Raw genomic sequence first — 7,698 nt, 5'->3', positions numbered from 1 at the left:
CGTCGGCCCGCACTCCGGCACCGGCACGCTGCCCGGCGCCCCGGCCCGCGACGGCCCAGCCGGTCTGGGTGACCGGGGTGCCGGCCGGCCCGCCGGTGACCAGGTGGGCCCGGAACTCCTCGGCGCCGTGGGCCAGGGTGAGCGAGGTGACGGTGACGCCGGGCAGTTCACGGCCGCCGACGCGCGGGTGCCAGCGGGAGGCGGCCCAGCCGGGCCCGGTGCCGAGCGGGTGGACGCGGCCGCGTTCGGTGGGTCCGGCGTCGGTCAGCAGGGCGAGGTGGTTGTCGGCGGGGCCCTCGAAGGCCGGCCCGGTGGCGGTGGAGTGGGCGAGCCGCGCGTAGTACGGGTCGTCCGGGCCCACGGCGTCGGCGGGCTGGTCGTCGCTGCCGTGGTTGTGCAGCCGGACCAGGCCGTCGGCGGCGGTGGACTGCACCAGCCAGCCGGGCCCGTGCAGGGCGAGGACGGTGTCGCGCTCCTCGACGGGTGCGAGTCCCTCCGGCGCGGTCCACACCGGGTGGCCGGGCGGGAGCAGCAGGCCGAGGAAGGCGCTGCCGGCCCAGTACGGGGAGGCGGGGCCGGAGTAGACCTGGACGAGCCGGAGGTCGGGTCCGTGCCAGCCGAGGGTGAGCAGGCCCCGGTCGTCGACGGCGCCGCGGTCGAGGAAGTGGCGCAGGGCGCCGGAGGCGAGGCGGCGGGTGGTGCCGGGGGCGAGCGGGGTGTGGCCGGTCAGAGCCCCGGCCCAGAGCGGGGCGGTGGCGGCGAAGCGGTAGGTGAGCGAGCGGCCCTGGTGGATGGGCGCGCCGTCGGCCCCGAAGGTGTGGGCGTAGCCGGCCAGGTGGGCGGCGAGGCGCTCGCCGTACACGGCGCCCAGGGCCCGGTCGCCGGCGAGGTGGGCGTGCAGGACGGGGTACAGGTGCAGGGCCCAGCCGTTGTAGTGGTCGAAGGCGCGGGGGCGGCCGTCGGTGTACCAGCCGTCGCCGAGGTACCAGCGGTCGATGTGCTCCAGCCCGCGGCGGACGGCGGCGCGGGCCTCGGGTTCGGCGATGCCGGCCTCGGCGAGGAAGCCGCCGACGGACAGCGGGAAGAGCTGCCAGTTGTTGTCGTTGGGCACGCGGTGCAGGGCGTCGGCGAGCCAGCGGCCGACCCGGTCGCGGACGGGCCCGGACAGCCGGTCCCAGAGCCAGGGGCGGGTCAGGCGCAGGGCGAAGGCGATGGAGGCGGCCTCGACCATGGCCTGGCCCCGGTCGGTGATCAGCGGCCAGGACTCGCGGTCGCCGTCGGCGAGGTCGCGCTCGCCGGTGGGGGTGCGGGTGCCGGCGTCGAGTCCGGCGGCGTAGTGCGCCAGCAGGCCGTGCGGATCGGTGCCGCCCGCGCCGGCCACCCGCAGGGCGGCGGGCAGGAAGGTGCGGGCGAAGCCCTCCAGGGCGTCGGAGCGGCGCCCGGAGCGGCTCGGGCGGGGGCCGGGCAGGTCGATCAGCGCCCCGGCGGGACTGGCGTGGGGGAGGACCGCGGTCAGCAGGCCGTCGGCCACCGCCTCCCAGTGCTCCCTGGTCCAGCCGGTGTGCGGGCTGAGGTCGCGGTCCTCCGGGGGCAGGCGCATGAGGTCCTCCGTGATCGGGTGGTGGGCCGGAATCTAGGTAGTGCCTGATCGTTCGTCAAGCTGGAGCGATCAAATGAGCGGCTTGATCGGATTGTGATGTTGTCGCCGCGGCAGCGTATTGCCCCGATTTTCCGGCATTCCAGTGATCGCGAGGGCGGCTTCGGAGGCTCGGCAGGTCGATCATGTCAGATCATTTGATCCAAATCTCTTGACTCCGATCGCCTATCTGCTCAGGATGACAGCCAATCGCCCCCACCCTCTGCGGGTCCCGGCCGGAGCCGACCGTTTCCGGGCCCTGTGCACCCTCGTCCTAAGGAGCCCACCGATGCGCTCGACCCCCCTCTCCCGGCGCAGAGCCCTCCGCACCGCCGCCGCGGCCACCTCGGCCGCGCTCTGCGTCACCCTGCTCGCCGCCTGCGGCAGCAGCGGCGACGGGGCGGCGGCCACCGCCGCGGACGACGGCAAGCCGGTCAGCCTGACCTTCTGGGGCTGGGCGAAGGGCACCAAGGACGTGGTCGCCGCGTTCAACGCGAGCCACCCGAACATCCAGGTCGTCTTCGAGGAGATCCCGGCCGGCGCGGCCGGCGGCTACGCCAAGCTCTCCAACGCGGTGAAGGCCGGCAACGCCCCCGACGTCTTCAACGTCGAGTACCCGCAGCTGCCGGACTTCGTCAGCCAGGGCGCCGTCCAGGACATCAGCAAGCTGGTCGACGGCGACCTCAAGGCCAAGTACCTGCCGCAGGCCGTCGAACTCACCTCGCTCGGCGGCCGCACCTGGGCCCTGCCGCTGGACGCCTCCCCCCAGGTCTTCTACTACCGCAAGGACCTCTTCGCCAAGGCCGGCATCACCGTCCCCAAGACCTGGGACGAGTTCCGCACCGCGGCGCAGCAGCTGAAGGCCGCCCAGCCCGACACCCGCATCGCCACCTTCTTCCCCGACGACCCGACCACCTTCGAGGCGATGGCCTGGCAGAACGGCGCCCACTGGTTCGCCGCCGCCGACGAGGCCTGGAAGGCCGACCTGACCGGGCCGGAGACCCGCAAGGTCGCCGACTACTGGCAGAAGCTGGCCGACGAGGACCTCGTGCGCGTCATGCCGTCCTTCAGCCAGCAGTGGACCGCCTCCCTGCAAAAGGGCGAGACGGCCGGCTACCTCGGCGCCACCTGGGGCGGCGGCGTCCTGAAGGCCAACCTCGGCACCGCCCCCGAGGTCAACGGCACCTGGGCGGCCGCGCCGATGCCCAGCTGGGACGGCAGCCCCGCCAGCGGCATGCTCGGCGGCACCACCTTCGCCGTGTCCAAGGACAGCAAGAAGGCCAAGGCCGCCGTCGAGTTCGCCACCTGGGCGACCACCACCGCGGACGGCTTCAAGGCCCGGATCTCCTCCGGCACCTCCTCCGCCTACCCGGCCGCCACCGAGCTCGTGCCGGCCGCCAAGCAGGCCTTCAACACCGACTTCTACGGCGGCCAGGACCTCTACGCCCTCTACGCGGACGCCGCCAAGTCCGTCAAGCCGGGCTGGACCTGGGGCCCGGCGATGGGCGTCACCAACGGCTCGCTGAAGGACTCCTTCGGCAAGGTCGCCGGCCGGACCGGCACCATCGACGAGTCGCTCACCGCCGCGCAGCAGGCCACCCTCGCCGAGTTCAAGAACCGCGGACTGAAGGTCGCCCAGTGACCACCGGCACCCATCCAGGCCGTACTGCCCGCGCCACCGCCGGCCGGTGGCGCGGGCGGTACGGGGCACCGGCCGTGCTGCTCGCCCCGTTCCTCCTGCTCTTCACCGCGTGCACGCTGATCCCGATCGGCTACGCGATCCGGCTCAGCCTCTTCACCGAACACCGCTCCGGCCTCGGCTTCGGCGACGCCGAGACGGTCTTCACCGGGCTCGGCAACTACACCCGGGCACTGTCGGACGCGGCCTTCCGCGGCGGCTTCCTGACCGCCGCCCAGTACTGCCTGATCTACATCCCGCTGATGACCGGCCTGGCGCTCGTCCTGGCCCTGCTGCTGGACTCCACGCTGGCCCGCGCCCGGCGCTTCTTCCAACTGGCGCTGTTCATCCCGCACGCCGTGCCCGGCATCATCGCCGCGCTGCTGTGGATGTACCTCTACACCCCCGGCATCAGCCCCGTACTGGACGCACTGGAGTCCCTGGGCACCCAGCCCGACCCGCTCGGCCACCCGCTGCCCGCCGTCGTCAACATGGCGCTGTGGCAGTGGACCGGCTACAACCTGGTCATCTTCTACGCCGCGCTGCAGGCCGTCGACCGCTCCGTGCTGGAGGCCGCCGTCGTCGACGGCGCCGGGGAGCTGCGCACCGCCCTGAACATCAAGGTGCCGCTGATCCGGCCCTCGATCGCCATGGTCGGCCTGTTCACCGTCATCGGCTCGCTCCAGCTGTTCACCGAGCCGATGATCCTCTACGGCACCTCACCGGGCGTCACCTCCTCCTGGACCCCGAACATGTACGCCTACACGGCCGCCTTCGAACGCCACGACTACGGGCTCGCCGCTTCCGCCTCGGTGCTGCTGGCCCTCGCCGCGGCGGGGCTCTCCTTCGCCGTCACCCGGCTCACCCGGGGCCGCTCCGACCGCCGGCGGGAGGCCGACGCATGACCACCACCGCCACCCGCCCCAGCGGCGCCCCGCCCCGCCGCCCGGCCCGCGCCGCCCGGCCGCGCCGCCCCTGGACACTCTCCAAGACCGCCGTCAACGGCACCCTGGTCCTGGCCACCGTCTACACCCTGTGGCCGCTCGGCTGGCTGCTCACCGCCTCCGCCAAGAACACCGCCGACCTGCTCGGCGGCAACGCCCTGGGCGCCGACAACTTCCGGCTCGGCCAGAACCTGCACGACCTGGCCACCACCGGCGGCGGCATCTACTTCCGCTGGTACCTGAACTCGCTGCTGTACGCCGGGATCGGCTCGCTGCTGTGCGCGCTGGTGTGCGTCGCGGCCGGCTACGCCTTCCACGTCTACCGCTTCCCCGGCAAGGAGAAGGTGTTCGGCCTCGTGCTGCTGGGCGTGCTGGTGCCCACCACCGCGCTCGCCCTGCCGATGTACCTGCTGGCCTCCGAGCTCGGCATCGTCAACACCTTCTGGGCGGTCTTCCTGCCCTCGCTGGTCAACCCCTTCGGCGTCTACCTGGCCCGGGTGTTCTGCGCCGGCTACGTGCCGAACGAGGTCCTGGAGGCCGCCCGGATGGACGGCGCCGGGGAGCTGCGGACCTTCTGGTCGATCGGGCTGCGGATGGTGATGCCCGGCTTCGTCACCGTCCTGCTGTTCCAGTTCACCGCCATCTGGAACAACTTCTTCCTGCCGCTGGTGATGCTCTCCGACAGCCGGCTCTTCCCGGTCAGCCTCGGCCTGTTCAGCTGGAACGCCCAGACCAAGGCCTTCCCCGAGTACTACCCGCTGGTCATCACCGGCTCGCTGCTCGCCGTCGTGCCGCTCGTCCTCGCGTTGGTGCTGCTCCAGCGGCACTGGAAGGCCGGCCTGACCGCGGGGAGCGTCAAGTGAGCCCGAACCCCGCCACCGCCGCGACCGGCACCGCCACCACGCCCGCCCCTACGCCCGACCGGGAGACCACCGTGCCCGACGGCCGGCCCGCCAGCCGCCCCCGCGCCGTCCTCGCCATGCACCGCGAGCTCGCCGGGCGCCTGATCGACCCGCACACCATGGCCCGGCTCACCGCCCTGGCCGACCTCGACCCGGCACTCGTCCTTGACGACTTCACCACCCCCGAGGCCCGCGCGGCGCTCGCCGACGCCGAGGTGATCGTCTCCAGCTGGGGCTGCCCGCCGATCGACGAGGAGGTGCTGGCCGCCGCCCCGCGGCTGAGCGCCGTCATCCACGCCGCCGGCTCGGTCAAACACCACGTCACCGACGCCTGCTGGCGCCACGGCCTCAAGGTCACCTCCGCGGCCTGGGCCAACGCCCTGCCGGTCGCCGAGTACACCGTCGCCGTCGTCCTGCTCGCCAACAAGCGGCTGCTGCCGATCCGTGAGGAGTACCGGCGCCGCCGCGCCCCCCACGACTGGCAGCTGGCGTACGGGGCGGCCGGCAACTACCGGCGCACCGTCGGCATCGTCGGCGCCTCCCGGATCGGCCGGCGGGTGATGGAACTGCTGCGCCCGCACGACCTGGACCTGCTGCTCCACGACCCGTACGTCGACCCCGCCGAGGCCGCCCGGCTCGGCGCCCGCGCCGTGGAGATGGACGAACTCTGCGCGGCCTCCGACGTGGTGAGCGTGCACGCCCCCGAACTGCCGGCCACCCGGCACCTGATCGACGGCCGCCGGCTCGCCCTGATGCGCGACGGCGCCACCCTGGTCAACACCTCGCGCGGCTCCCTGGTCGACCAGGAAGCACTGGTGCGCGAGGCCGCCTCCGGACGCCTCGACGCCGTCATCGACGTCACCGAGCCGGAGGTGCTGCCCGCCGACTCCCCGCTCTACGAGCTGCCGAACGTCTTCCTCACCCCCCACGTGGCCGGCTCGCTCGGCGGTGAGCTGCACCGGATGGCGGCCGCCGCCGCCGACGAGCTCGCCCGCTACACCGCCGGGCATCCGTTCGCCCACCCCGTCCTCGCCGAGGACGGACACCGCACCGCGTGACCCCGCGCCGCGCCCCCGTGCCGCGCGGCCCCGCAGCACGCTCCTCTCAGCACGTCCCTCGCACCACGTGCTCCCCGCACCACGTGCTCCCCGCACCAGCAACGAATCGGAGAACCCCATGCCCCGCAGGGTGATCGGCATCGTCATGAACGGCGTCACCGGCCGGATGGGCTACCGCCAGCACCTGGTCCGCTCCATCCTCGCCATCCGCGACCAGGGCGGCCTGCCGCTCGGCGACGGCGACACGCTGTGGCCCGAGCCGATCCTGGTCGGCCGCAGCGCCGACAAGCTCAAGGACCTCGCCGACCGGCACGGCCTCACCCACTGGACCACCTCGCTCGACGAGGCCCTCGCCCACCCGCTCGCCGAGATCTACTTCGACGCCCAGGTCACCCCCGCCAGGGAGACCGCGCTGCGCACGGCGATCGCCGCCGGCAAGCACATCTACACCGAGAAGCCCACCGCCGAGTCGCTGGAGGCCGCGCTCGACCTCGCCCGCCTCGCCCGCGACGCCGGGGTGTGCAACGGCGCCGTCCAGGACAAGCTCTTCCTCCCCGGCCTGCGCAAGCTCAAGCGGCTGGTGGACGGCGGGTTCTTCGGCCGGATCCTCTCCGTGCGCGGCGAGTTCGGCTACTGGGTCTTCGAGGGCGACTGGCAGCAGGCCCAGCGGCCGTCCTGGAACTACCGCGCCGAGGACGGCGGCGGCATGGTCCTCGACATGTTCCCGCACTGGCGCTACGTGCTGGACGGCATCATCGCCCCCGTCCGCTCCGTGTACGCGCACACCGCCATCCACATCCCCGAGCGGACCGACGAGCGCGGGCAGGTCTACCGGGCCACCGCCGACGACGCCGCGTACGGCGTCTTCGAGTTGGAGGGCGGCATCACCGCCCAGATCAACTCCTCCTGGGCGGTCCGGGTGGACCGCGACGAACTGGTGGAGTTCCAGGTCGACGGCACGGAGGGCAGCGCGGTCGCCGGGCTGCGCGAGTGCCGCTTCCAGCACCGCGCGGCGACCCCCAAGCCGGTCTGGAACCCGGACCTGCCGGCGACCGAGCCGTTCCGCGCGCAGTGGCAGCGGGTGCCGGACAACGAGGAGTTCGACAACGGATTCAAGGCGCAGTGGGAGCTCTTCCTGCGCCACGTGACCACCGGCTCCCCGTACCACTGGGACCTGCTGGAGGGTGCCAAGGGCGTGCAGCTCGCCGAACTCGGCCTGCGCTCCGCCCGCGAGGGACGCCGGATGGACGTCCCCGAGCTGTCCCTGTGACGGCCGCCGGCCGCATCCGGGCCGGCCACCGAGCACCCGGCCGCCGGGGAGACCCGAGCGCCCCGCAGCCGCCCGCCGACGAGACGAATGCGCTGACACCATGACCGAGATCCACCTGCCCGGCCACGGCCGGCTCCGGCTGCGCGAGCCCGCCGTCCTGCCCGCCCCGCCCGCCCCCGCCCGCAGCACGTTCGGTTCGCCGATCGTGGT

Annotated in this window: 6 protein-coding genes; 5 read left to right on the top strand and 1 reads right to left on the bottom strand. The window is 73.4% G+C overall.

The annotated features are described in order from the left end of the window. On the bottom strand, nucleotides 1-1,600 hold a 1,600-nt coding region (locus AE652_RS30115), incomplete at its 3' end, for a DUF2264 domain-containing protein (RefSeq protein WP_049657193.1). Nucleotides 1,601-1,925: 325 nt separating this feature from the next. On the opposite strand from AE652_RS30115, the gene AE652_RS30110 reads away from it, so the two are divergent. From AE652_RS30110 to AE652_RS30090, 5 genes are all read left to right on the top strand, one after another. Beyond that, the gene (locus tag AE652_RS30110) at nucleotides 1,926-3,278 is read left to right on the top strand and encodes an ABC transporter substrate-binding protein (protein ID WP_079272882.1); all 1,353 of its coding nucleotides are present in this window, start codon (nucleotides 1,926-1,928) and stop codon (nucleotides 3,276-3,278) included. Continuing rightward, a complete protein-coding gene (locus AE652_RS30105; protein ID WP_049657191.1) occupies nucleotides 3,275-4,219 on the top strand; it encodes a carbohydrate ABC transporter permease in 945 nt (314 codons plus the stop codon). The genes AE652_RS30110 and AE652_RS30105 overlap by 4 nt, the downstream gene beginning before the upstream one ends. Beyond that, the gene (locus tag AE652_RS30100) at nucleotides 4,216-5,121 is read left to right on the top strand and encodes a carbohydrate ABC transporter permease (protein WP_049657190.1); all 906 of its coding nucleotides are present in this window, start codon (nucleotides 4,216-4,218) and stop codon (nucleotides 5,119-5,121) included. Before AE652_RS30105 ends, AE652_RS30100 begins: the two co-directional genes overlap by 4 nt. A gap of 116 nt (nucleotides 5,122-5,237) precedes the next feature. Beyond that, nucleotides 5,238-6,218 carry a hydroxyacid dehydrogenase gene (locus tag AE652_RS30095; protein ID WP_049657195.1) on the top strand — a complete coding sequence of 327 codons (981 nt, stop codon included), beginning with the start codon at nucleotides 5,238-5,240 and terminating at the stop codon, nucleotides 6,216-6,218. Nucleotides 6,219-6,336: 118 nt separating this feature from the next. Further along, nucleotides 6,337-7,488 (top strand): Gfo/Idh/MocA family protein, encoded by a 1,152-nt coding sequence (locus tag AE652_RS30090; protein WP_049657187.1) that lies wholly within the window; start codon nucleotides 6,337-6,339, stop codon nucleotides 7,486-7,488. The last annotated feature ends 210 nt before the right edge of the window (nucleotides 7,489-7,698 follow it).

Source organism: Kitasatospora sp. MY 5-36 (genome assembly GCF_001182915.1).
GTDB lineage: Bacteria > Actinomycetota > Actinomycetes > Streptomycetales > Streptomycetaceae > Kitasatospora.
The sequence above is the reverse complement of the archived record's forward strand: the minus strand, read 5'-3'. Positions and strand labels throughout refer to the sequence as shown.

What these genes read in the sequence shown, in the direction of transcription:
- AE652_RS30110 (WP_079272882.1), top strand. Translation starts at nt 1,926, where the DNA reads ATGCGCTCGACCCCCCTCTCCCGGCGCAGAGCCCTCCGCACCGCCGCC.
- AE652_RS30100 (WP_049657190.1), top strand. Translation starts at nt 4,216, where the DNA reads ATGACCACCACCGCCACCCGCCCCAGCGGCGCCCCGCCCCGCCGCCCG.
- AE652_RS30095 (WP_049657195.1), top strand. Translation starts at nt 5,238, where the DNA reads ATGCACCGCGAGCTCGCCGGGCGCCTGATCGACCCGCACACCATGGCC.
- AE652_RS30090 (WP_049657187.1), top strand. Translation starts at nt 6,337, where the DNA reads ATGCCCCGCAGGGTGATCGGCATCGTCATGAACGGCGTCACCGGCCGG.